The sequence below is a fragment of the Ramlibacter sp. genome, assembly GCF_035554825.1.
In the GTDB taxonomy this organism is placed as follows: Bacteria; Pseudomonadota; Gammaproteobacteria; order Burkholderiales; family Burkholderiaceae_C; genus Ramlibacter.
This window is the reverse complement of record NZ_DATMHS010000033.1, coordinates 39,190-58,826: the sequence shown is the minus strand read 5'-3', so window position 1 is coordinate 58,826 and position 19,637 is coordinate 39,190. Positions and strand designations below refer to the sequence as shown.

The following is a 19,637-nucleotide window of genomic DNA, read 5'->3' as shown; positions in this document are numbered from 1 at the left end:
GTCGAGCTTGTCGCCGTATTCCTTGAGCGATTTGCGCACCGAGTGTACCAGCGCCTCGGTCGAGTTCCGCGCGTTGACGAGCTCGAGCGTCTTCTTGTCTTCCTCGGCGTGCGCCTCGGCGTCCTTCACCATGCGCTGGATCTCGGCCTCGTTCAGGCCCGAGCTCGCCTGGATCTTGATCTTGTTCTCCTTGCCGGTCGCCTTGTCCTTGGCCGACACGTGCAGGATGCCGTTGGCGTCGATGTCGAACGTCACCTCGATCTGCGGCAGGCCGCGCGGCGCCGGCGGGATGCCCTCGAGGTTGAACTCGCCCAGCAGTTTGTTGCCCGAGGCCATCTCGCGCTCGCCCTGGTAGACCTTGATCGTCACGGCCGGCTGGTTGTCGTCGGCGGTGGAGAAGGTCTGCGCGAACTTGGTCGGGATGGTCGTGTTCTTGCTGATCATCTTGGTCATCACGCCGCCCAGGGTCTCGATGCCCAGCGACAGCGGCGTCACGTCCAGCAGCAGCACGTCCTTGCGCTCGCCGCCCAGCACCTGGCCCTGGATGGCGGCGCCGACGGCCACGGCTTCATCGGGGTTGACGTCCTTGCGCGGCTCCTTGCCGAAGAACTCCTTGACCTTCTCCTGCACCTTGGGCATGCGGGTCTGGCCGCCCACCAGGATCACGTCGTGGATGTCGGAGACCGACACGCCGGCGTCCTTGATCGCGGTGCGGCACGGCGCGATGGTGCGCTCGACCAGTTCCTCGACCAGCGCTTCCAGCTTGGCGCGGGTCAGCTTGATGTTCAGGTGCTTCGGACCGGTCGCATCGGCCGTGATGTACGGCAGGTTGACGTCGGTCTGCGAGTTGCTCGAGAGCTCGATCTTGGCCTTCTCGGCGGCTTCCTTCAGCCGCTGCAGGGCGAGCACGTCCTTGGACAGGTCGACGCCTTGCTCCTTCTTGAACTCGCCGATGATGTAGTCGATGATGCGCTGGTCGAAGTCCTCGCCGCCCAGGAAGGTGTCGCCGTTGGTGGACAGCACTTCGAACTGCTTTTCGCCGTCGACGTCGGCGATCTCGATGATCGAGATGTCGAACGTGCCGCCGCCCAGGTCGTACACGGCGATCTTGCGGTCGCCCTTTTCCTGCTTGTCCAGGCCGAAGGCCAGGGCCGCCGCGGTCGGCTCGTTGATGATCCGCTTGACGTCCAGGCCGGCGATGCGGCCGGCGTCCTTGGTGGCCTGGCGCTGGCTGTCGTTGAAGTAGGCCGGCACCGTGATCACGGCTTCGGTGACCGGCTCGCCGAGGTAGTCCTCGGCGGTCTTCTTCATCTTGCGCAGCACTTCGGCGGAAATCTGCGGCGGCGCCAGCTTCTTGCCGCGCACTTCGACCCAGGCGTCGCCGTTGTCGGCCTTGACGATCTGGTAGGGCATCAGGTGGATGTCCTTCTGGACTTCCTTTTCCTCGAACTTGCGGCCGATCAGGCGCTTGACCGCGTACAGCGTGTTCTTGGCGTTGGTCACGGCCTGGCGCTTGGCCGAGGCCCCGACGAGGATCTCGCCGTCCTCCTGGTAGGCGACGATGGACGGGGTGGTCCGGGCGCCTTCGCTGTTCTCGATCACCTTCGGCGTGTTGCCTTCCATGACGGCCACGCACGAGTTCGTGGTGCCCAGGTCGATGCCGATGATTCGTCCCATGTTGTTTCTCCTTGCTTCGGGGGCCCGCAGGCCAGATCAGATTCGCTGTGTATGAGGTGTGGACAAGCTGTGGCGTTTCAAGCGCCTACCTGGGCGCGGCCACCGTCACCAGCGCCGGGCGCAGCACGCGTTCGGCGATCAGGTAGCCCTTCTGCAACACCGTGACGATCGTGTTGGCATCCTGTGAGGAACCGGCCGGCGCCGGGACCACGGAGATCGCCTGGTGCTGGTGCGGGTCGAACTTGGCGCCGGGGGCGGGGTCGATCTCGATCACCTTGTTGCGCTCCAGCACGCTCTTGAGCTGGCGCAGCGTCATCTCGGCGCCTTCGCGGATCTGCTGCGGGGTGGCTTCCTGGATCGCGAGGCCTGCTTCCAGGCTGTCGGCCACCGGCAGCAGGCTCTCGGCAAAGCTCTCGATGGCGAACTTGCGGGCTTTCGCCATTTCTTCCTCGGCGCGGCGGCGGGTGTTCTGCATGTCGGCCTGCGCCCGCATGTATTGCTCGGCGAGCTGCGCGTTCTTGGCCTGCAGCTCGGCCAGCTGCGCCTGGGCCTGGCCGGCCGCCTCGGCCTCGCTGGCGCCCTGGGCAGCCTCGCGTTCCTCGGGACTGGCGTCCGCCGGCACGCCGGTGGAGTCCATGGTGGGTTCGATGCGCTCGTGCTCGGGCACGGCGGTCTGGTTGTTGTCGGGCATGGTTCTTCTGGGCTGAAATGACACGCTGCGCCCCAGCTTGGGGTTGCCCGGTGCTTTTCAAGGCGCGTGCCGCGAAACTGGACCGGAGGCGAGCCCCGGATTGTGCCGCCTCGCGCCGCCCCGGCCCCGGTCGTCCATTCAAAAGCGGCGTTCGTCGCAGCGCCGGCGCCGCCTGCTTGACCGGCCGCCAGCCCGGCCCTTATCGTGCGCGGATGACTTCGGCCGCGCCATCCATGCCAGTGCCGGCGGCCGAGCCGCCGCGCAAGGTGCTGCCCCGCGGCCGCCAGCTGGTCGCGGTGGTGCTGGCCGCCGGCGTCGTGGCCGCGGCGCTGAAGCCGGTCACCCGCAACCCGTACATCGAACTGCTCGGCGAGACCCTGTTCGTCGGATTCATGCTTTTGTTTGCCTTCACCGCCGCCGGCGCCTGGCGCCAGCGCCTGGTGCCGGGCTGGGCCGTACAGGTGGCGGCGATCGCCGTCGCCGCCGTCGTCGCGCCCCTGGTCGTGCAGCTGTTCACCTTCGGCGGCGACTTCGCCGCGTTCGCCGGCTCGCGGCCGCACGTGCGCGGCTACGTCCTGGTCACGGTGGTGGCCGCGATCGTCGGCACCCTGTTCGCGGTGGCGGCCTGGCGCGGCGAGCGCACCCGGGCCCAGGAGCTGCAGTTCGCGCTGGAGCGCGAAACGCTGCAGCGGCAGGCCGCCGACGCCCGGCTGGCGCTGCTCACGGCGCAGATCCAGCCGCACTTCCTGCTGAACACGCTGGCCAACGTGCAGGAGCTGGTGGAGAGCGGTTCGCCCCGGGCGGCGCCGGTGTTCCGCAGCCTGATCGAGTACCTGCGCGCCTGCATGCCGCGCCTGCAGCAGGCGGACGCCACGCTCGGCGACGAGGAAAAGCTGGTGCGCGCCTACCTCGACGTGATGCACATGCGCATGCCGGACCGGCTGGCCTGCGCCATCGACATTCCCCCCGAGCTGCGCAGCCTGCGCTTTCCGCCGATGGCGCTGCTGACGCTGGTGGAAAACGCGGTCCGCCACGGCATCGATCCGGCGCTGGAGGGCGGCCGCATCGAGGTCGGCGCGGCGCGCGCCGGGCAGACGGTTCACCTGTGGGTGGCCGACACCGGCGTCGGCCTGCCGGCGCAGGCGCCCGAAGGGCAGGGCCTGGCCAACCTGAAGGCGCGGCTGCGCGTGTTCTTCGGCGAGGCGGCCCGGGTCGAACTGAGCGAGCAGGCGCCCAGCGGTGTCCGTGCCGACATCCGGGTGCCCTGGACCGCCACGCCTTGACATGCCCACCGCCCTGATCGCCGACGACGAGCCACTGCTGCGGCAACGCCTGGCCGCGCTGCTGGCGCGGCTCTGGCCCGAGCTGCAGATCGCCGGCCAGGCCCGCAACGGCAGCGAGGCCCTGGCGCTGTTCGAGCGGCTGCAGCCGCAGGTGGCGTTCCTCGACGTCCAGATGCCGGGCGCCAGCGGCATCGAGGTGGCGCGCCGGATCGCCGGCCGGGCCGAGGTCGTGTTCGTGACGGCGTACGACCAGTACGCGGTCGAGGCCTTCCGGCACCGCGCCGTCGACTACCTGGTCAAGCCGCTCGACGAGCAGCGCCTGGCGGAAACCGTCGGCCGGCTGCAGGCGCGGCTGCAGCAGCCGGCTGCGGACGGCGGGGCGGCGCTGGCGGAGACGCTGGACCGGATCGCCGCCGACCTGCGCGCGCGGCTGGCGCCGCCGGCACGGCTGCAGTGGATCAAGGCGTCGGTGGGCAGCACGGTGCGCCTGATCCCGGTGGACGAGGTCATCTACCTGAAGTCGGACAACAAGTACACGCTGGTGGTGTGGGACGGCGGCGAAGCGCTGATCCGCAAGACCATCCGGGAACTGGCCGACGAACTCGATCCGCAGCAGTTCGTCCAGGTGCACCGTTCGGCCATCGTCAGCCTGCGGCGCGTGAGCCAGTTCGTCCACGGCAGCGGCGACACCGGCGAGCTGCTCCTGAAGGGGCGGCCCGAGCGGGTGCCCGTCAGCCGCAGCTTCCAGCACCTGTTTCAGGCGCTGTGAAAACGCTGACGCGTTTTCACAGCGGTCTGATCCATTGAAGGGGGCCGGGCCCTGTGCCCTCGACAGGCTCAGGGCGGCGGCGGCTTCAGTGGGTATCCAGCAGCTCGACGTCGAACTTGAGCGTCGCGTTGGGCGGGATCACGCCGCCGGCGCCACGCGCGCCGTAGCCCAGCTGCGGCGGAATGATCAACGTGCGCTGGCCGCCGGTCTTCATGCCGGCCACGCCTTCGTCCCAGCCCTTGATCACCATGCCGGCGCCCAGCGAGAACTCGAACGGATCGCCGCGGTCGCGGCTGGAGTCGAACTTCGCGCCCTGCTGGGAGCCGTTGTAGAGCCAGCCGGTGTAGTGCACGCGCACCTGCTGACCGGGCCTGGCCTCGGCGCCGGTGCCGGGCGTGGTGTCTTCGTACTGGAGGCCGGAAGGGGTGGTGATCATCGAGGTTCCTTGCGTGAAGATGGGCGGGAGCCCGGTGCCGGCGGCCGCGACCAGCGTCGGCTCAGGCCAGCAATCCGCGCCGCGCCAGGTCCCGCATGAGCGCGCGGGTGCCGTAGCTCCACGGTGCCACCCGGTCGCTGGTGTTGACGCGATTGGCGAGTGTACCCAGGCGCGGCGTGGCCACGCTGACCACGTCGCCGACCACGTGGGTGAAGCCCTGGCCGGGGCCGTGGCGGTCCTGCGTCGGCGCGAACATGGTGCCCAGGAACAGCATGAAGCCGTCCGGGTACTGGTGGTTGGCGCCGATCGCCTGGCTCACGAGATCGAGCGGGTCGCGGCTGATCTTCGACAGCGCGCTGGCGCCGTGCATGACGAAGCCGTCCGGGCCTTCGACCCGCATCGAGAGCTCGCAGCCGCGCACGTCGTCGATGCCGAAGTGCGCATCGAACAGCCGGATGAACGGGCCGATGGCGCAGCTCGCGTTGTTGTCCTTGGCCTTGCCCAGGAGCAGGGCGCTGCGGCCTTCGAAGTCGCGCAGGTTCACGTCGTTGCCCAGCGCCGCGCCCTTCACCTCGCCGCGGCTGTTGACGGCCAGCACCACCTCAGGCTCGGGGTTGTTCCAGGCGCTGCCCGGGTGGATGCCGACCTCGGCGCCGGTGCCCACCGCGCTCATCGGCTGCGACTTGGTGAAGACCTCGGCATCGGGGCCGATGCCCACTTCGAGGTACTGCGACCACATGTTCTGCGCGATCAGGATGTCCTTCAGCCGCGCCGCCTCCGGCGAGCCGGGCTTGACGGCGCCGAGGTTCTCGCCGATCACGGCGATCACGGCCTGGCGCACCGATTCGGCCTTCGACGCGTCGCCGCGCGCCTGCTCCTCGATCACGCGCTCCAGCATCGAGGCCACGAAGGTCACGCCGGCGGCCTTGATCGCCTGCAGGTCGCACGGGGCCAGGAAGAACGGCAGGTCCTCCACGCGCGCGTCGCAGGAGCTGTTGGCCAGGATCTCCTTGGCGCCGCCGATGCGGGCGCCGCCATGGCTGCGCACCGCGGCGGCCGGATCGGGCAGCTCCAGCAGCTCGCTGCAGGTGGGCGCGAGCCGCGACAGGTCGTGCACGCCGTCGGGGCGGACGTGCACCAGGGTGGGGCCGGCGCCGGGGAGCTGGACGCGGCCGATCACGAGGGCGGCCGCATGGTCGGAGGGGAAGGCGGCCTCGGGCCGCAGGTGCGAGGAGATCATGAGCGAAGGGGTGTGGGCGCGCTTACGAAGCGGTGCGCGCCGGGAGACCGCTTTTCTTCCTGGACTGGGTGGCGGACCATTTGGCCGCGAACGACGGCAGGTCGGACAGGCGCCGCAGCAGGTCGGAGCCGCTGGGCGTGACGACGTAGCCGTTGCTGTCGTGATGGAGGAGGCCGGCCTGGCGCAGCTCCTTGATCCGGGTGTTCAAGGTGTTCGGCGTGATGCCGCCGACGCTGTCCTGCAGCAGCCGGAAGGTCTGCGCGTGGCCGTCGCGCAGGGCCCAGAGCACGCGGATCGCATAGCGCGACTCGAGCAGGCCCAGCAACTGGGTGACCGCGGCGTTTTCCTTCGAACTCATGGATGCCTTTCCTCGCCCGCGCCGGCCGGCGGCGTCGGTTGGTTCGAGTGTACGCACAAGCTGCTATGCAAACAATAGCAGTCAGGCGGGACGGTAGATCTTTTGCAACAGCCTGATCAGCGTGCGCGCCTGGGCGGCCGACAGCCGCGACGCCACCTCGGCCTCCAGCGTGCTCGCGGTGCGCTCGGCCCGGCGCATCAGCTTGCGGCCCCGGGCCGTCAGGTGCAGTCCCATCGCGCGACGGTCGGTGGGGTGGGGCGCGCGCACGATCAGCTCGCGCCGCTCCAGCAGGTTGACCATGCCGACCAGGTTCGGCGGCAGGATCCCCAGCGTGGAGCACAGCTGGCGCGAGGTGATCCCGGGGTTGTGCAGGACCAGCGACAGCACGGAAAAGTCCACCGGCCGCAGGTCGTAGGCCGCCATGCGGGGCAGGAACACCTCGATCATCGCCAGCGCGGCGCGCCGCGCGTTGTAGCCGATGAGACTCTCGAGGTACGCGGTGTCGACCTGGTCGACGGCCACCGCCGGAGCCGGTTCGCGTGCGCTCATGGATCGCGCCTGGCGTCGGCGGCCATGCCGAGGTAGGTGTCGACAACGCGCGCGTCGCCGGCGAGGTCCCGGGCCGGCCCCTGCAACGCGATCTCGCCCATTTCCAGCACGTACGCGTGGTCGGCGACTTCCAGCGCGGCGCGTGCATTCTGCTCCACCAGCAGGATGGTGACGCCGGTCTCGCGCAGCTTGACCACCGTGCGGAAGATCTCGCGCACCACCAGCGGCGCGAGACCGAGGCTCGGCTCGTCCAGCATCAGCAGGCGCGGGCCCGCCATCAGGGCGCGGCCGACGGCCAGCATCTGCCGCTCCCCGCCCGAGAGCGTTCCGGCGAGCTGCCGCCGCCGCTCGTGCAGCCGCGGGAAGATCGCGTAGACGTCGTCCAGCCGCGCCCGCCAGGGGCGATGGCGCCGCACCTGCGGCCAGGCGCCGAGCGCGAGGTTGTCCTCCACCGGCATCGACCCGAACAGCTCGCGCCGCTCGGGCACCAGCGCCATGCCGAGCATCACGCGTTCTTCGAGCGCGGCGCCGCCGATGTCCTGGCCGTCGAACAGCACGCCGCCGCGGGCGGGCAGCATCCCCATCAGCGTGTTGAGCAGGGTCGACTTGCCGGCGCCGTTCGGGCCGATCACGGTCACCACGCTGCCGGCCGGGGCGTCGAGGTCGAGCCCGTGCAGCACCTCGGCGCGCCCGTAGCCCGCGTGCAGGCCGGCGATGCGCAGCAGCGGCGTCCTGGCCATCGCGTCAGTGCTCCGTGCCGAGATAGGCCGCGCGCACCGCGGGGCTGCGCTGCACCTCGCCCGGCGTACCCTGCATCAGCAGCGTGCCGAATTCCATCACGACCAGCCGGTTGCAGACTTCCATCACCAGGTCCATGTCGTGTTCGACCAGCAGGATCGTCAGGCCTTCGGCCTGCAACTGCCGCAGCACCTGCGCCAGCGCGCGCTTTTCCTGGTGGCGCAGTCCGGCCGCCGGTTCGTCGAGCATCAGCAGCGCAGGGTCGGCGCACAGGGCCCGGGCGATCTCCAGCAGGCGCTGCTGGCCCATCGCCAGGTTGCCGGCGGCTTCATGCAGGTGCGCGCCCATGCCGATGCGTTCGAGCTGGCGCTGCGCTTCGCGAAACAGCGTGCGCTCCTCGGCGCGGTCGAGCCGCAGCATCGCGCCGAGCACGCCCTTGCGGCCGCGCGCGTGGGCGCCGAGCGCGACGTTCTCCAGCACCGTCATGTCCGGCACCATCCTCACGTGCTGGAACGTGCGCGCGAGGCCCAGGCGCGCGATGTCGCGCGAGCGCATGCCGCCGACCGACCGGCCGCGAAAGCGCACCTCGCCGGCGGTGCGCGCGAGCACGCCGCTGATCATGTGGAAGGTCGTCGTCTTGCCGGCGCCGTTGGGCCCGATCAGGCCGACGATCTCCGCGGCGCGGATCTCGAAGCTCACGTCGTTGACGGCCACCAGGCCGCCGAACGCCTTGCGCAGCGCCCGCACCTGCAGCACCGGCTCGCCGGCCGCCGGCCGGGTCCGCACGGCGAGCGGCGGCGCGTCGCTCCAGTCGACGGCGCGCGGCGCCCGCGGCAGCCGCCGCTGCACGAAGTCCCACAGGCCGTCCGGCTGGTACTTCAGCACCAGCACCAGCGCCACGCCGAACACGATCACCTCGTAGCTGCCGCTGGTGCCGATCAGGCGCGGCAGCAGGACCTGCAGCTGATCGTCCAGCAGCTTGGTGAGCGCCGCGCCGGCGATCGCGCCCCAGACATGGCCGACGCCGCCGACCACGGTCATGAACAGGTACTCGATGCCCATCTTCAGGCCGAACGCCGTCGGGTTCACCGTCCGCTGGAAATGCGCGAGCAGCCAGCCGGCGAGGCAGGCGAACAGGGCGGCGATCAGGAAGATCGCCACCTTGTAGCGGAAGGTGCTGATGCCCACCGACTCGGCCATCACGGCGCTGGTCTTGAGCGAGCGCATCGCCCGGCCCGCGCGCGAGTCGAGCAGGTGCAGCAGGGCCACGGCCAGGGCGATCACGAGCGTCCAGGTGAGCAGGAAGAAGCCGCGGCCCTGGCCGAGGTCGTGGCCGAACAGCGAGAGGCTCCGCACGCCGAGGATGCCGTCGTACTTGCCGAGCGCGTCGAGATTGCCCATCAGGTAATAAAGCGACAGCCCCCAGGCAATCGTCGCGAGCGGCAGGTAGTGTCCGGACATGCGCAGCGTGACGAGCGCGAGCAGCAGCGCGCTGGCGCCGGTGATGGCCAGGCCCACCGGCAGCGTCAGCCACGGCGACCAGCCCAGGTTCACCGTGAGCCAGCCCGTGGTGTAGGCGCCGATGCCGACGAAGGCCGCCTGGCCGAACGAGGTGAGCCCGGCAATGCCGGTCAGCAACACGAGGCCGAGGCAGGTGAGGCTGTACAGCCCGATGTAATTGAGCTGGGTGATCCAGAAATCCGGCAGCGGCAGCAGCGCCGCCAGCGGCAGCGCGGCCAGCGCGGCCCAGCCCAGCCGGCGCCGCGCGCGCACCCGGCTGCGGGCGCCAGGCACCGCCGCGACGTCGGACAGGCTCACGCTTCCTCCTCGGCGTGGTCGGTCAGCGAGCGCACCAGCAGCACCGGCAGGATCAGCGTGAAGACGATCACTTCCTTGAAGGCGCTGGCCCAGAACGAGCCGAACGACTCGATGACGCCGACGAACAGCGCGCCGAGCAGGGCGCCCGGATAGCTGGCGAGGCCGGCCATCACCGCGGCGACGAAGCCCTTCAGGCCGATCAGGAAGCCGGAGTCGTAGAACACCGTCGTGGTCGGGCCGATCAGCAGTCCCGACAGCGCGCCGATCAGCGCCGCCATGGCGAAGGTGGTGCGCCCGGCGCTCTCCGCGGAAATGCCCATCAGCCGGGCCCCAAGCCGGTTCACGGCCGTGGCCCGCAGCGCCTTGCCGCGCAGGGTGCGGCCGAAGAACAGCCACAGCATCACGATCAGGGCGAGCGAGACGGCCGCGATGATGATCGCCTGGCCGCTGAGGTTCACCGGTCCGAGCGGCAGCCGCAGGTCCCAGAAGGTCGGGTTGCGGAAGCCCTCGGCGCCGAAGAACAGCAGCCCCAGCCCCGTCATCGCGAAGTGCACGCCGACCGACACGATCAGCAGCACCAGCGGCGTGGCGCCGGCGAGCGACTGGAAGGCGACGCGATAGACGAGCGGCCCGTAGGCGGTGACCACCGCCAGGGTGAGCAGCGCCTGCAGCGCGATGTGCGGCCGGTGCGGGGCGGCCCACGCGGTCACCAGCGCCACCGCGACCGGCGCCGCCAGCGTCGCCGCCGCCGCGCGCAGCGCCGGCAGCGCGGCCCGGCGGCGGCGCCAGGCCGCGGTCGCGTTCATGAGCGCGGCGACGCCGGCCAGGATCAGCAGCAGCCACACCGTGCCGGGCACCTTGCCGGTCTGCAGGATGGCCAGCGTCAGCGCGCCGTAGGCGACGAATTCCCCCTGCGGGATGAAGATGACGCGCGTGACCGCGAACACGAGCACCGTCGCCAGCCCCAGCAAGGCGTAGATGGCCCCGTTGGTGAGGCCGTCGAGCAGCAGGATGCCGGCGATCGAAAGGTCCATGGGTCGGGCCGCGCGTGCGGCCGGCGCCGCGCCGCACCGGGCGGCGTGGTCCGGCCGGTGGCAGGCAGGTCAGTCGACCTTGAAGTCGCCGCCCGAGACCTTCAGCATCACGCCGGTCTCGTTGGTGAAGCCCCAGTGGTCGTCGCGGGTCCAGTTCATCACGCCGTGCGAGAACACGGTGCGGCCCATGGTCTCCATGGCGTCGCGGATCGCCGCGCGGAACTCGCTGGTGCCGGGCTTGGCCTTCTTCAGCGCCACCGGCAGCACCTTTTCCAGCACGATCTGCGAGTCGTAGGCATGGCCGGCGAACTGGTTGCGGGTGCCGGCACCGACCGACTTCTCGTACTTCTGCACGAAGTCGATCGCGACCTTCTTGGACGGGTGGCTGTCGGGCAACTGCTCGGCGATCACGGCCGGCCCGGAGACGACGAAGGTGCCTTCCACCGCCTTGCCGCCGACGCGCATCAGGTCCTTGGTAGCCGCGGCGTGGGTCTGGTAGATCTTGCCCTTGTAGCTGCGGTCGACGATCGCCAGCTCCGGCATCGCCGCGCCACTGCCCGAGGCCACGATCAGCATGGCGTCGGGATTGGCCGCGACCAGCTTGAGGGCCTGCGGCGTGACGCTGGTGTCGGGCCGCGCGAAGCGCTCGACGGCGATGACCTTGATGCCGTTCTTCTCGGCTTCCGGCGTGAATTCCTTGAGCCACTGTTCGCCATAGGCGTCGGTGTAGCCGAGGAAGCCGACGGTCTTGACGCCCTGCTTCTTCATGTGGCCGACCATCGCGTGCGCCATCACGGTGTTGGATTGCGGCAGCCGGAACAGCCACTTGTCCTTGCCCGGGGGCACGCCCACGGGGGAGGCCGCCAGCTGCACGGTGCCGGATTCGGCGGCGATGTCGGCCATCGCCGCGGCCACCGTCGTCAGGCACGAGCCGATGATCATGTCGACCTTGTCGTCGGTGACGAAGCGGCGGGCATTCTGCGCGCCCTTGCCCGGGTCGCTGGCGTCGTCCAGCACGATGAGGTTCACCTTCTCGCCCGCGATCTCCTTGGGGAAGATCTTGTAGTAGTTCTGCATCGGGATGCCCAGGCCCGAGCCGGGCCCCGTGAGCGACAGGCTCACCCCGATGTTGACGTCCGCCAGGGCGGCGGCCGAGGCCGCGAGCGTGGCCAGTCCGATCAGCGTCTTGCGCAGTGCATTCATGGCTTGTCTCCTGTCTGTGATGGCGGTGCGGGGCGGGTCAGCGCGGCGCCATGCGCAACGCGCCGTCGAGGCGGATCACCTCGCCATTGAGGTGCGTGTTGGTGACGATATGGCACGCCAGCTGCGCGAACTCCTCGGGTTTACCCAGGCGCGGCGGGAACGGGATCGAGGCGGCGAGCGATTGCTGCACGGCTTCGGGCAGCTGCTTCATCAGCGGTGTGGCGAACAGGCCGGGCGCCACCGTGCAGACGCGGATGCCGTACTGGGCCAGGTCGCGCGCCATGGGCAGCGTCATGCCCACCAGCCCGCCCTTGGAGGCGCTGTAGGCCTGCTGGCCCACCTGGCCGTCGAACGCGGCGACCGAGGCGGTGAACATCATCACGCCGCGCTCGCCGTCCGCCAGCGGCTCCAGCTTGGCGCACTGGGCGGCGAACAGGCGGCTGGCGTTGTAGCTGCCGATGAGGTTGATGCCGACGACCCGGGCGAAGTCTTCCAGCGGCGCCGGGTTGCCGTCCTTGCCGACCAGCCGCCTGGCGGTGCCGATGCCGGCGATGTTCATCAGGATGCGGGCGGGGCCGTGCGCCGTCGCGGCCCGGTCCAGCGCGGCCTGCACGCTGGCGGTCTCGGTGATGTCGCAGCGGCAGGCCACGGCGCAGCCGTTGCCGTATTGCTCGCCGATCTCCCGCGCGACCTGCTCGGCGCGCTCGACGTTGACGTCGAGCACGGCGACCCTGGCGCCCAGCCGCGCCAGTTCGCGCGCCGTCGCCTCGCCCAGCCCGGACGCGCCGCCGGTGACCAGTGCCGCTTGTCCTTCGATCCTCATGTCGCTGCTCCTCGGGGTTGGATGGTGAATGGCAGGGTGCCCTCGTGCAGGGCGGCCACCAGCGCGGCGCGCTGCTCGAGCACCGCGCGCTGGTTGATCGAGCCCTTGTCGGTGACCTCGCTGCGGTCGATCGACGGCGGCTCGTGCATCAGGTGCAGACGGGCGACGCGATTGGCGCTGCCGGTGGCGCTGGCGGCCAGCCGGTCGGCCACCTGCTGGAACGCCGCCTGTACCGGCGCGCTCTCCAGGACGGCGCGCCAGCTGGCCTCGGCGGGCAGTTGCGCCAGCCGGCGCACGGCCGGGGTGGCGAAGATCAGCGCGCCCAGTTCGTTGCGGTTCATGCCGGTGATCACCGCGTCCTGCACGTAGGGCGCGCCGGCGGCGATGAGCTTCGCGCGCAGCGGGCCGACGCTGACGAAGGTGCCGGTGGCCAGCTTGAAGTCCTCGGCGATGCGGCCGTCGAACTTCAGGCCCTGGTGCACGTCGTCCTCGTCGATCCACAGCACGGCGTCGCCGCTGCGGAAGAACCCTTCCTCGTCGAAGGCCGCCGCCGTCTCCTGCGGCGCGCGCCAGTAGCCCGGGGTCACGTTGGGACCGCGGTAGCGCACTTCGGTCTTGCCGTCGACGGGCGCCAGCTTCAGCTCGAGCCCGGCGGCCGGCACCCCGAGGTCGCCCGCCCGCACCTGCGCACTGGTGACGAAGATCGCGAACGGCCCCGACTCGGTCATGCCCAGCCCCGTGCCCATCACGATCCGCTCGCCGATCTCGCGCTCCTGCGCCTCGTGCAACGCGTCCCAGACCGGCTGCGCCAGCGCGGCGCCGGCGTAGAAGAACATCCGGACGCGCGACAGCAGCCTGCGGCGCAGCACGGCGTCGGTCTTCATCGCCTGCGCGATCGCCTCGAAGCCCGCGGGGACGTTGAAGTACACCGTGGGCGCGATCTCGCGCAGGTTGCGCAGGGTCTCGCCGACCAGCGCCGGCGTCGGCTTGCCGTCGTCGATGTAGAGCGTGCCGCCGTTGAAGAGGACCAGCCCGACGTTGTGGTTGCCGCCGAAGGTGTGGTTCCACGGCAGCCAGTCCACCAGCACCGGCGGCTCGGCCAGCACCGGCATCGACTGGCGCATCTGCTGCTGGTTGGCGCACCACATGCGATGGGTGTTGATCACCGCCTTGGGCAGCCGGGTCGAGCCGGAGGTGAACAGGAACTTGGCGATGGTGTCGGGGCCGGTCGCCTGCATCGCGGCGTCCACGGCCGGCGTGGGCGCGACCGCCAGCAGGCTGGCGAATGGCGTGCTCGGGCGGCCGGCCAGGCCGCCGGCGGCGAGCACGACTTCGGCCCCGGCGTCGACCGCCGCGGCGATCGCCGCCGCGTATCGCTCGCCATCGGCGGCGAACACGAGGCCCGGCGTGACGGTGGCCAGCGCGTGCCGCAGCTTGTCGTAGTCGCGGCTGACGATCGAGTAGGCCGGCGAGACGGGGCAGAAGGGCACCCCCGCGTAGAGGCAGCCGAGCGAGAGCAGCGCGTGCTCGAGGCCGTTCTCGCTCAGGATCGCCACCGGCCGCTCGGCGCACAGGCCACGGTCGAGCAGGGCCTGGCCGATCGCCCGCGCGCTCGCCAGCGCCTGCCGGTAGGTGAGGTGGCGCCATTCGCCGGTGCTGCCGTCGGGCCGGGGCTCGCGCCGCGCCATGAACGTCCGGTCCGGCGCCGCCTCGGCCCAGTGCACCAGCCGATCGGTGAGCCGGGCGGGGTACGGTTGCAGCGGCGCCTCGGCCCGCAGATACCGGGCGCCGCCGTCGCCGTCGCGCAGCGCCACGCGCGCGATCGGAAATTCCAACGGGCGGTAGCGAGGCGCGTTCATCCGGTCCGGGACCTTTCGCGCGGCGGCGCCGCGTGCGAACGTGGCAGCGATGCTGCTGCTGCCGGGGAAGCGATTATTGGTTATGGAAGATAACCACTCCAGCCCGATCGCACTGGTACTTTCCCGGGGGCGCCGGCCGAGTCGCCCGGCCCGGCGGCGCGGCGCGCCGGGCACGTTGACGCCGGCTGGGCTGGCGGGCACAGTGGCGCGGTCGCGCGGCCTGCCGCTGCGCGCAACCATCGAGGAAATGCCATGAACCGTGAACTGTTCGAGCAGGGGCTGAAGATCCGCCGCGAGGTGGTGGGCGACAGCTACGTGGATGCCTCGCTCCAGGGCGCCGACGAGTTCAGCCTGCCGATGCAGGAGCTCGTCACGCAGTTCTGCTGGGGCGAGGTGTGGGGCCGCCCCGGGCTCGACCGCCGCAGCCGCAGCATCCTGAATCTGGGGATGATCGCCGCGCTGAACCGGCCCGAGGAACTGGCGACGCATGTGCGCGGCGCGATCAACAACGGAGTCACCAAGGAAGAAATCCGCGAGTGCTTCCTGCAGGTCGCGGTGTACGTCGGCATGCCGGCCGGCCTGGGCTGCTTCAAGATCGCCAGGCAGGTGTTCAAGGAAATGGGCATCTGAGCCGGCCGCCATGGCGCGCTAATAATCGGCCTTTGCCCGGCGCGGTGCCGGGCGGCTGACCCATGAACAACGACGATCCCTCCTCCCAGCAGCCGGCGCCGGCCGGCACGCGCCGCAAGCAACCCGAAGACCTGCGCTCCCACCGCTGGTACGGCGTGAAGGACATGCGCTCCTTCGGGCATCGTTCGCGGACCGCGCAGATGGGCTTCCACCGCAGCGACTACGCGGGCAAGCCGGTGATCGCGATCATCAACACCTGGAGCGACATCAATCCCTGCCACACCCATTTCAAGCAGCGGGTGGAGGAGGTCAAGCGCGGCATCTGGCAGGCCGGCGGCTTTCCGGTGGAGATGCCGGCGATCTCGCTGTCCGAGCCCTTCCAGAAGCCCACCACGATGCTGTATCGCAACCTGCTGGCCATGGAGTGCGAGGAACTGCTGCGTTCCTATCCGGCCGACGGCTGTGTCCTGATGGGGGGCTGCGACAAGACCACCCCGGCCCTCGTCATGGGCGCGATCTCGATGAACCTGCCGGCGATCTTCATGCCGGCCGGTCCCATGCTGCGCGGCGACTACCAGGGCCAGTACCTCGGTTCCGGTTCCGACACCTGGAAGTACTGGGCCGAGCTGCGCGCCGGCAACATCACGGAGCAGGACTGGCAGCGCGTCGAGGAGGGGATTGCCCGCTCGCCCGGCCACTGCATGACGATGGGGACCGCCAGCACCATGACCAGCGCGGTCGAAGTGCTGGGCCTGACGCTGCCGGGCGCCGCGTCGATCCCGGCGCCGGACTCGCGCCACGCTCAGATGGCCACGCTCACCGGCAAGCGGATCGTGGACATGGTGTGGGAAGACCTCAAGCCCTCCGACCTCCTCACCGCGCAGTCCTTCGACAACGCCGTGACGGCGGTGCTGGGCCTGGGCGGTTCCACCAACGCGATCGTGCACCTGATCGCGATGGCGCGGCGCGCCGGGATCGACCTCGACCTCGCGCGCTTCGACGCGCTGGCGCGCCGCACGCCGGTGCTGGCCAACATCCGACCCGGCGGCAAGTACCTGATGGAGGACTTCTTCTACGCCGGCGGCGTGCGGGCCTTTCTCACGCAGCTGGGCGATCTGCTGGACTTCAGCCAGCGGACGGTGAACGGCCGCACGCTGGGCGAGAACGTGGCCGGTGCGAAGGTCTACCACGAGGACGTGATCCGGCCGCGCGCCAACGCGCTGCTGGAAAGCGGCGGCCTGGCGGTGCTGACGGGCAACCTGGCCCCGGCGGGGGCGGTGATCAAGCCCGCGGCGATGGAGCCGCAGCTGCGCCGGCACACCGGTCCGGCCGTCGTGTTCAAGGACTACAACGACATGGCGGCCCGCATCGACGACCCGGCGCTGCCCGTCACGAAGGACAGCGTCATCGTGCTGCAGAGCGCCGGCCCGCAAGGCGCGCCGGGCATGCCGGAATGGGGCCAGCTGCCGATCCCGCAGAAGCTGCTGAAGGAGGGCGTGCGCGACATGGTGCGCATCAGCGACGCCCGCATGAGCGGCACCAGCTACGGCGCCTGCGTGCTGCACGTGACGCCGGAGTCCCACGTGGGCGGACCGCTGGCGCTGGTGCGCGACGGCGACCTGATCGAGCTGGATGTCGACGCGCGCAGCATCCGCATGCTGGTGAGCGACGAGGAGCTGGCACAGCGCCAGGCCGCGTGGCAGGCCCCGGCGCCGAAGTTCACGCGCGGCTACGGCGTGCTGTACCTGAAGCACATCGGCCAGGCCGACACCGGCTGCGATTTCGACTTCCTCGAAACCGAGCGCGCCCGCCCGGCCGAGGGTGGCGAGCCCGAAATCCACTAGCGGATGGTGTCGCGCCGGCTGGCGCGGCTCCCGCGCGCGCCGGCGCGGCCCCGGCAACGACTGCGAATTGAAAAGGGAAACCATGAAAGAGCGAGTGCTCCAGAACGGCCGGCTGCTGCCGGCGCTCGAAGCGGCGCTGGCCCAGCGCTACGACCTGCACCCGCTGTGGCAGGAGCGGGACCCGCAGGCCTTCCTGGCCCGCCACGGCGCCGACTTCCGCGGCTACATCGCCTCCGCCCGATACGGCGCGGACGCCGCGATGATCCGGGCCCTGCCGAACCTGCGCGTGATCTCGGTCAATGGGGTCGGCCTGGACGCGGTGGACCTGGCGGCGGCGCGGGCGCGCGGCATCGCCGTCGGCTACACGCCGGACGTGCTGAACGACTGCGTCGCCGACACGGCGCTGCTGCTGCTGCTCGATGTCGCCCGCGGCGGCAGCGCGGCCGACCGCTTCGTCCGCCGCGGCGACTGGGCCCGGGGCGGGCAGTTCCCGCTGGGCAGCAGCGTCCACGGCAAGCGCGTCGGCATCCTGGGGCTGGGCCGGATCGGGCGGGCGATCGCGCGCCGCGCGCAGGGCTTCGACATGGAGGTGCGCTACCACAACCGCCGGCCCGTCGCCGATGTTCCGTACGGCTACGAGGCGACGCTGCACGCGCTGGCCAGCTGGGCCGACTTCCTCGTGATCGCCAGCGCGGGGGGGCCGCCGACGCGGCACCTGGTGGCCGAGGCGATCCTCGACGCGCTCGGGCCGCAGGGGTTTCTCGTCAACATCGCCCGCGGCTCGGTGGTCGACGAGCAGGCGCTGCTGGCGGCGCTGCAGCAGGGGCGGATCGCCGGTGCCGGGCTGGACGTTTACGAGGACGAGCCCGCGGTGACGCCTGGCCTGCTGGCCCTCGACAACGTGGTGCTGCTGCCGCACATCGCGAGCGCCACCCACGAGACCCGGCAGGCCATGGCCGACCTGTCGCTGGGCAACCTCGATGCGTTCTTCGCCACCGGCGCCGTGCAGGTGTCGGCGCTGTAGGCGCCGCAGGCACGCCTCACGCGGAAAGCGGCCCGGCCGCCCCGCCGCCGCGGCGCTCGGTCAGCGTGAAGTGGAACGAGGCGCCCGCGCCGGGCCGGGAGTCGGCCCACACGGCGCCGCCATGGCGCGAGACGATCTTGCGGACCACCGCCAGGCCGATGCCGGTGCCCGCGAACTCGCCGGGCGAATGCAGGCGCTGGAACGGGTTGAACAGCTTGTACGCGTAGGCCGGGTCGAAGCCGGCGCCGTTGTCGCGCACGCAGTACTGGAACGCCCCCCGCGGGCCGAGCGTGCCGCCGAACTCGATCCGCGCCTCGGGGTTGCGCGAGGTGAACTTCCAGGCGTTCCCCAGCAGGTTTTCCATGAGGTCCGTCAGCAGGCGCACGTCGCCTTCGGTGCGCGGCGTCTCGTGGATCACCACGGTCACCCGGCGGCCGGGGTCGCGCTCGCGCAGCCGTTCGATGGCCGCCACGGCGAGCGCCGACAGGTCGACGCTGTGGCGCAGCAGGGGAGCGCTGGACAGGTTGGCCAGGGTCAGCAGGCCCTCGGTGAGGTCGGACATCAGTTGCACGCCGGCGCGCACCCGACCCAGGTAGTGGCTGCACCGCTCGTCCAGCGCCCCCTGCAGGCGCCGTTCGAGCTGGGCGCTGAAGGCTTCCACCGACGACAGCGGGGCGCGCAGGTCGTGGGCCAGCGAATAGGCGAAGCCGCGCAGGTCCTCGTTGCTCTCCTGCAGCTGGGCGGTGCGGCTGCGGATGCGCTGCTCGAGCAGGTTGTTGAGCAGCACGATCTCCTTTTCGGCGCGCCGCTGCTCGGTCACATCGGTGTCGACCGACAGCAGCGCCGGCGGCTCCTCGCCGCCGAAATCGAGGATGGTGCAGCGCCGCTCCACCGTGAGGATCTGCCCGTGGGCGTCGACGCATTCGAGCAGCCCGGTCCAGCCGCCGCGCTCGCGCAGCTGCTCGCGCGCCGCTGCGCCGAGCGCGGCGCCGGAACCCAGCAGCTCCTCGAAGTCGCGGCCCATGGCCGCCTCGGCGGTGTAGCCGAAGAGCCGCTCCGCGCCATGGTTCCAGTACTGGATGCGGCGGTCCAGGTCTTGCAGCACGATCGCGTCGCGCGCGTGGTCGAGCAGCAGCGCCTCCTCGCGCAGCCGCGCGGTCCAGGGGCGGCGCGCCGCGTCCGGGCCGGGATCCGCCGCATCGCCCACCGGCTGCATCTGCGTGACGAAGTGGAGCGGCTCGCCGGTGTCGCTGCGCACCAGCCCGCAGTGCAGCCGCGCCGTGATCATCCGCCCGTCGCGCCGCAGGTAGCGCTTGACGCGCGAGTACTGGCTGGCGGCGCCGGCCAGCAGACGGCGGCGCTGGGCCTCGTCCTGCGCCCATTCGTCGCGCGTCGTGATCGCGTGCGGCGGCAAGGCGAGCAGTTCCCGCGCGGAGTACCCCAGCATTTCGCAGGCGGCGCGGTTGACCTCCACCGGCGTCGAATCGGGCGCCAGGATCGCCATGCCGATCGGCGCGCTTTCGAAGACGCACGAGAAAAGGGCCTGGGCGACAGCGGGGGGGTGGGGCATCCTGGTGGGCGGCGTGGCGACGGATTCTGCGCTGGCCAGGCTCGGCCGTGGTGCAAAAATGCCCGGTTTTTGCCACCCGGCGGCGGCCGGG

At 70.9% G+C, this 19,637-nt stretch carries 18 protein-coding genes; 5 read left to right on the top strand and 13 right to left on the bottom strand.

The window, feature by feature from the left end; genetic code table 11:
- Both dnaK and grpE read right to left on the bottom strand, forming a co-directional pair.
- On the bottom strand, positions 1-1,677 hold a 1,677-nt coding region (gene dnaK / locus VNT59_RS03265), incomplete at its 3' end, for a molecular chaperone DnaK (protein ID WP_325496571.1).
- A gap of 85 nt (positions 1,678-1,762) precedes the next feature.
- Positions 1,763-2,314, bottom strand: a complete 552-nt coding sequence (grpE, locus tag VNT59_RS03260) for a nucleotide exchange factor GrpE (RefSeq protein ID WP_325496579.1) — start codon at positions 2,312-2,314, stop codon at positions 1,763-1,765.
- A gap of 287 nt (positions 2,315-2,601) precedes the next feature.
- Here grpE and VNT59_RS03255 point away from each other — a divergent pair, with 287 nt between their 5' ends.
- Together VNT59_RS03255 and VNT59_RS03250 are read left to right on the top strand one after the other, a co-directional pair.
- A complete protein-coding gene (locus VNT59_RS03255; RefSeq protein ID WP_325496568.1) occupies positions 2,602-3,651 on the top strand; it encodes a sensor histidine kinase in 1,050 nt (349 codons plus the stop codon).
- A gap of 1 nt (position 3,652) precedes the next feature.
- Complete coding sequence (locus tag VNT59_RS03250) at positions 3,653-4,420, top strand: LytTR family DNA-binding domain-containing protein (RefSeq protein ID WP_325496567.1); 768 nt, start codon at positions 3,653-3,655, stop codon at positions 4,418-4,420.
- Positions 4,421-4,505: 85 nt separating this feature from the next.
- Here VNT59_RS03250 and VNT59_RS03245 read toward each other — a convergent pair whose 3' ends face one another.
- From VNT59_RS03245 to VNT59_RS03200, 10 genes are all read right to left on the bottom strand, one after another.
- Entirely contained in the window at positions 4,506-4,856 is a 351-nt protein-coding gene (locus VNT59_RS03245; RefSeq protein ID WP_325496565.1) for an FKBP-type peptidyl-prolyl cis-trans isomerase, read from the bottom strand.
- A gap of 61 nt (positions 4,857-4,917) precedes the next feature.
- A complete protein-coding gene (locus VNT59_RS03240; RefSeq protein ID WP_325496563.1) occupies positions 4,918-6,096 on the bottom strand; it encodes a fumarylacetoacetate hydrolase family protein in 1,179 nt (392 codons plus the stop codon).
- Between the two features lie 22 nt (positions 6,097-6,118).
- The gene (locus VNT59_RS03235; RefSeq protein ID WP_325496561.1) at positions 6,119-6,454 is read right to left on the bottom strand and encodes a winged helix-turn-helix transcriptional regulator; all 336 of its coding nucleotides are present in this window, start codon (positions 6,452-6,454) and stop codon (positions 6,119-6,121) included.
- Positions 6,455-6,535: 81 nt separating this feature from the next.
- A complete protein-coding gene (locus VNT59_RS03230; RefSeq protein ID WP_325496559.1) occupies positions 6,536-7,003 on the bottom strand; it encodes a MarR family winged helix-turn-helix transcriptional regulator in 468 nt (155 codons plus the stop codon).
- Positions 7,000-7,743, bottom strand: coding sequence for an ABC transporter ATP-binding protein (locus VNT59_RS03225; protein WP_325496557.1), 744 nt, complete (start codon positions 7,741-7,743; stop codon positions 7,000-7,002). The genes VNT59_RS03230 and VNT59_RS03225 overlap by 4 nt, the downstream gene beginning before the upstream one ends.
- A 4-nt stretch (positions 7,744-7,747) precedes the next feature.
- Positions 7,748-9,559 carry an ABC transporter permease subunit gene (locus VNT59_RS03220; protein ID WP_414708332.1) on the bottom strand — a complete coding sequence of 604 codons (1,812 nt, stop codon included), beginning with the start codon at positions 9,557-9,559 and terminating at the stop codon, positions 7,748-7,750.
- Positions 9,556-10,593: a branched-chain amino acid ABC transporter permease gene (locus VNT59_RS03215; RefSeq protein ID WP_325496555.1), complete on the bottom strand. Its 1,038-nt coding sequence runs from the start codon at positions 10,591-10,593 to the stop codon at positions 9,556-9,558. Before VNT59_RS03215 ends, VNT59_RS03220 begins: the two co-directional genes overlap by 4 nt.
- A gap of 69 nt (positions 10,594-10,662) precedes the next feature.
- Positions 10,663-11,796, bottom strand: a complete 1,134-nt coding sequence (locus VNT59_RS03210; protein WP_325496553.1) for an ABC transporter substrate-binding protein — start codon at positions 11,794-11,796, stop codon at positions 10,663-10,665.
- A gap of 37 nt (positions 11,797-11,833) precedes the next feature.
- A complete protein-coding gene (locus VNT59_RS03205) occupies positions 11,834-12,619 on the bottom strand; it encodes an SDR family NAD(P)-dependent oxidoreductase (RefSeq protein WP_325496551.1) in 786 nt (261 codons plus the stop codon).
- Entirely contained in the window at positions 12,616-14,478 is a 1,863-nt protein-coding gene (locus tag VNT59_RS03200) for a feruloyl-CoA synthase (protein WP_325496549.1), read from the bottom strand. The genes VNT59_RS03205 and VNT59_RS03200 overlap by 4 nt, the downstream gene beginning before the upstream one ends.
- Positions 14,479-14,730: 252 nt before the next feature.
- Here VNT59_RS03200 and VNT59_RS03195 point away from each other — a divergent pair, with 252 nt between their 5' ends.
- From VNT59_RS03195 to VNT59_RS03185, 3 genes are all read left to right on the top strand, one after another.
- The gene (locus tag VNT59_RS03195) at positions 14,731-15,108 is read left to right on the top strand and encodes a carboxymuconolactone decarboxylase family protein (RefSeq protein WP_325496547.1); all 378 of its coding nucleotides are present in this window, start codon (positions 14,731-14,733) and stop codon (positions 15,106-15,108) included.
- A gap of 62 nt (positions 15,109-15,170) precedes the next feature.
- Complete coding sequence (gene araD, locus VNT59_RS03190) at positions 15,171-16,952, top strand: L-arabinonate dehydratase (protein ID WP_325496545.1); 1,782 nt, start codon at positions 15,171-15,173, stop codon at positions 16,950-16,952.
- 82 nt (positions 16,953-17,034) lie between these two features.
- Positions 17,035-17,976: a 2-hydroxyacid dehydrogenase gene (locus VNT59_RS03185; RefSeq protein WP_325496543.1), complete on the top strand. Its 942-nt coding sequence runs from the start codon at positions 17,035-17,037 to the stop codon at positions 17,974-17,976.
- 16 nt (positions 17,977-17,992) lie between these two features.
- Here VNT59_RS03185 and VNT59_RS03180 read toward each other — a convergent pair whose 3' ends face one another.
- A complete protein-coding gene (locus tag VNT59_RS03180) occupies positions 17,993-19,546 on the bottom strand; it encodes a PAS domain S-box protein (protein ID WP_325496541.1) in 1,554 nt (517 codons plus the stop codon).
- Positions 19,547-19,637: the final 91 nt, after the last annotated feature.

Excerpts from the sequence above, each read along its gene's own strand:
- grpE (WP_325496579.1), bottom strand. The coding sequence starts at position 2,314 with ATGGACTCCACCGGCGTGCCGGCGGACGCCAGTCCCGAGGAACGCGAG.
- VNT59_RS03255 (WP_325496568.1), top strand. The coding sequence starts at position 2,602 with ATGCCAGTGCCGGCGGCCGAGCCGCCGCGCAAGGTGCTGCCCCGCGGC.
- VNT59_RS03250 (WP_325496567.1), top strand. The coding sequence starts at position 3,653 with ATGCCCACCGCCCTGATCGCCGACGACGAGCCACTGCTGCGGCAACGC.
- VNT59_RS03245 (WP_325496565.1), bottom strand. The coding sequence starts at position 4,856 with ATGATCACCACCCCTTCCGGCCTCCAGTACGAAGACACCACGCCCGGC.
- VNT59_RS03240 (WP_325496563.1), bottom strand. The coding sequence starts at position 6,096 with ATGATCTCCTCGCACCTGCGGCCCGAGGCCGCCTTCCCCTCCGACCAT.
- VNT59_RS03235 (WP_325496561.1), bottom strand. The coding sequence starts at position 6,454 with ATGAGTTCGAAGGAAAACGCCGCGGTCACCCAGTTGCTGGGCCTGCTC.
- VNT59_RS03230 (WP_325496559.1), bottom strand. The coding sequence starts at position 7,003 with ATGAGCGCACGCGAACCGGCTCCGGCGGTGGCCGTCGACCAGGTCGAC.
- VNT59_RS03225 (WP_325496557.1), bottom strand. The coding sequence starts at position 7,743 with ATGGCCAGGACGCCGCTGCTGCGCATCGCCGGCCTGCACGCGGGCTAC.
- VNT59_RS03215 (WP_325496555.1), bottom strand. The coding sequence starts at position 10,593 with ATGGACCTTTCGATCGCCGGCATCCTGCTGCTCGACGGCCTCACCAAC.
- VNT59_RS03210 (WP_325496553.1), bottom strand. The coding sequence starts at position 11,796 with ATGAATGCACTGCGCAAGACGCTGATCGGACTGGCCACGCTCGCGGCC.
- VNT59_RS03205 (WP_325496551.1), bottom strand. The coding sequence starts at position 12,619 with ATGAGGATCGAAGGACAAGCGGCACTGGTCACCGGCGGCGCGTCCGGG.
- VNT59_RS03200 (WP_325496549.1), bottom strand. The coding sequence starts at position 14,478 with ATGAACGCGCCTCGCTACCGCCCGTTGGAATTTCCGATCGCGCGCGTG.
- VNT59_RS03195 (WP_325496547.1), top strand. The coding sequence starts at position 14,731 with ATGAACCGTGAACTGTTCGAGCAGGGGCTGAAGATCCGCCGCGAGGTG.
- araD (WP_325496545.1), top strand. The coding sequence starts at position 15,171 with ATGAACAACGACGATCCCTCCTCCCAGCAGCCGGCGCCGGCCGGCACG.
- VNT59_RS03185 (WP_325496543.1), top strand. The coding sequence starts at position 17,035 with ATGAAAGAGCGAGTGCTCCAGAACGGCCGGCTGCTGCCGGCGCTCGAA.
- VNT59_RS03180 (WP_325496541.1), bottom strand. The coding sequence starts at position 19,546 with ATGCCCCACCCCCCCGCTGTCGCCCAGGCCCTTTTCTCGTGCGTCTTC.